We start from the raw sequence: 2,297 nt of genomic DNA, 5'->3' as shown, positions 1-2,297 counted from the left end.
TCTTGGGTGGCGGCATCCAGCTGGGCCTGGGCCACATCCACGCCGCGCTGGCCTTGTTCCAGCGTGATGCGATTGGCAGGCCGGTACAGCGGCTGGGAGGCATTGACCCCCACGGTCTGTGCCGTACCGGTGTTCTCGATCTTGGGTTTGCTCAGCTCCACGTTGGAGCGGGTGAGGCCCCCGGTGAGTGCGGCGGAAGGCAGCAGGCCGGCGCGGGCCTGGTCGGCCTTGCGGGCTGCGGCGTCCAGCTGTGCGCGCGCCGACTGCCAGGCCGTGTCGTAGGTGCGGGCCGATTCCACCAGCTGCAGCAGGCTTTGGGCCTGGGCTGGTGCGCCCAGCGCCAGGGACAGGATGGACAGGGACAGGGGCCTAAACGGTGTCATTGGGGGTCCTTCGGAAGAGTCTGCGAATCGAATCGGGGTGGGCAGCGGCGGGCAGCACTGGGGCATGGGTGCGGCAAGTGCGGTCCATCAACAACGGTCCATCAACCACAAGGGGCGTCAGTAGCGCGGCACCGCCGGATCGCTTTCGTGCGACCAAGCGTCAATACCGCCGGTGATGTTGGCCAGATGCTCGAACCCGTGGTGCTGCAAGAACGAGGCCACGCGCAGGCTGCGGGCGCCGTGGTGGCACAGGCAGGCAATAGGGCGTTGCGCCTGGCGGGCGGGCTCCAGCTCGGCCAGCCGCGCGGGCAACTCGCCCATGGGGATGGCCACTAGCTCAAACCCGTCGGCGCGCACGCTGGCGGTCTGCAGCTCCCAAGGCTCACGCACGTCCAGCACCAGGGGCTGGCTGCCTTCAGGTGCAGCGGCAAACCAGGCTGACAGCTGGGCGGGGCGGACGTGATCGATCATGCAAAACTCCGAAGGCAACCGAAGGGCAGGGGGTCAGAACGTGAAGCCAGAGGGCTCGGGGAAGTTCACCAAGCGCGGCGCGATGGTGTCCCAGGGCGATGTGGTCTCAAAGCGGTCGCCGGTGCGGCGGGTCAGGGTGAAACGCATCACGGGCTCGCCACCCACGATGGCGCCCAGGCGGCCCCCATCGCGCAGCAGGGACAGCAGGTGGCTGGGCACCTCGGCCACGGAGCCACTGAGCACAATCACGTCAAACGGGCCGTCAGGGATGGCATCGCGGGCGCCATCGGCCTGGCGAACATCGGCGTTCTGCACGCCCGCGTCGCGCAGGTTCTCGCGGGCCATTTCGGCCAGCTCGGGGTGGATTTCGAGGGATACCACACGCTCGGCGCGGGCGGCCAGCAGGGCGGCCATGTAGCCCGAGCCGGCGCCGATTTCGAGCACGCGGTCGGTGGGCAAAATCCGCAGGTCTTGCAGGACACGCGCTTCCACGCGGGGTTGCAGCATGCTGTGGCCTTTGCGCACGGCTTCTTCAGCGTCGTTGCCCAGCAAGGGCACTTCAATGTCCATGAATGCCAGGCTGCGGTAGGCCGGGGGGACAAAGTCTTCGCGGCGCACCACGGCCAGCAGGTCCAGCACGTCGGCGTCGAGCACATTCCAGGGGCGGATCTGCTGCTCGATCATGTTGTAGCGGGCCTGGGCGATGGGATCGCTGATGTTGGCGGACGTGTTCAGGGGCAGGTTCATGGGATTTCTCCGTGGGGCAGATGCAAGGCCGATCGGGGCGATCAGGACAAACCTTCGATTTTAGGCGCTGCCGGGGCGCGTCCCATCTTGCGAAGGGCCCACTGGGCCAAGTCGTCCATGTAGCAATACACCACCGGCACCACCACCAGGGTCAACAGGGAAGAGGTAATGACCCCGCCGATCACGGCCTGGCCCATGGGCGCGCGCTGTTCCGAGCCTTCGGACAGCGCAAACGCCAGGGGCACCATGCCGAAGATCATGGCCAGCGTGGTCATGAGGATGGGGCGCAGCCGCACCCGGGCGGCCAGCAGCAGCGCGTCGGCGCGGGGCAGGCCGGGCACGGTCTGGCCCTGGTCGTTCACGTGTTCCTCGCGGGCACGGATCGCAAAGTCCACCAGCAGGATGGCGTTCTTGGTCACCAGCCCCATCAGCATGACCACGCCGATGATGGAGAACATCGACAGCGTGGAGCGGAACATCAGCAGCGCCAGCACCACACCAATCAGCGTGAGTGGCAGCGAGGTCATCAGCGCCAGCGGCTGCAAAAAGCTCTTGAACTGGCTCGCCAGGATCATGTAGATGAAGATGATGGCCATGGCCAGTGCCGAGATGGCATAGCCAAACGATTCGGCCATGTTCTTGGTGGAGCCGCCAAACTGGTAGCGGTAACCCGGCGGGAAGGTCACAGTCTCCAGC

3 protein-coding genes and 1 pseudogene are annotated in these 2,297 nt (G+C 66.5%); all 4 read right to left on the bottom strand.

The window, feature by feature from the left end; all coding sequences use genetic code 11:
- Nucleotides 1–311, bottom strand: a pseudogene (locus DBR23_RS30145) (TolC family protein); the annotation flags it as partial.
- Nucleotides 312–500: 189 nt separating this feature from the next.
- Nucleotides 501–854, bottom strand: a complete 354-nt coding sequence (locus DBR23_RS00855) for a rhodanese-like domain-containing protein (protein WP_055401749.1) — start codon at nucleotides 852–854, stop codon at nucleotides 501–503.
- A 33-nt stretch (nucleotides 855–887) separates the two neighbouring features.
- Nucleotides 888–1,601 (bottom strand): protein-L-isoaspartate O-methyltransferase, encoded by a 714-nt coding sequence (locus tag DBR23_RS00850; protein ID WP_056744775.1) that lies wholly within the window; start codon nucleotides 1,599–1,601, stop codon nucleotides 888–890.
- A 41-nt stretch (nucleotides 1,602–1,642) separates the two neighbouring features.
- A partial coding sequence (locus DBR23_RS30140) for an efflux RND transporter permease subunit (protein ID WP_233250206.1) occupies nucleotides 1,643–2,297 on the bottom strand: 655 nt, incomplete at its 5' end.

Source organism: Acidovorax sp. HMWF018 (genome assembly GCF_003061035.1).
In the GTDB taxonomy this organism is placed as follows: Bacteria; Pseudomonadota; Gammaproteobacteria; order Burkholderiales; family Burkholderiaceae_C; genus Acidovorax; species Acidovorax delafieldii.
This window is presented reverse-complemented; position numbering and strand designations above follow the sequence as displayed.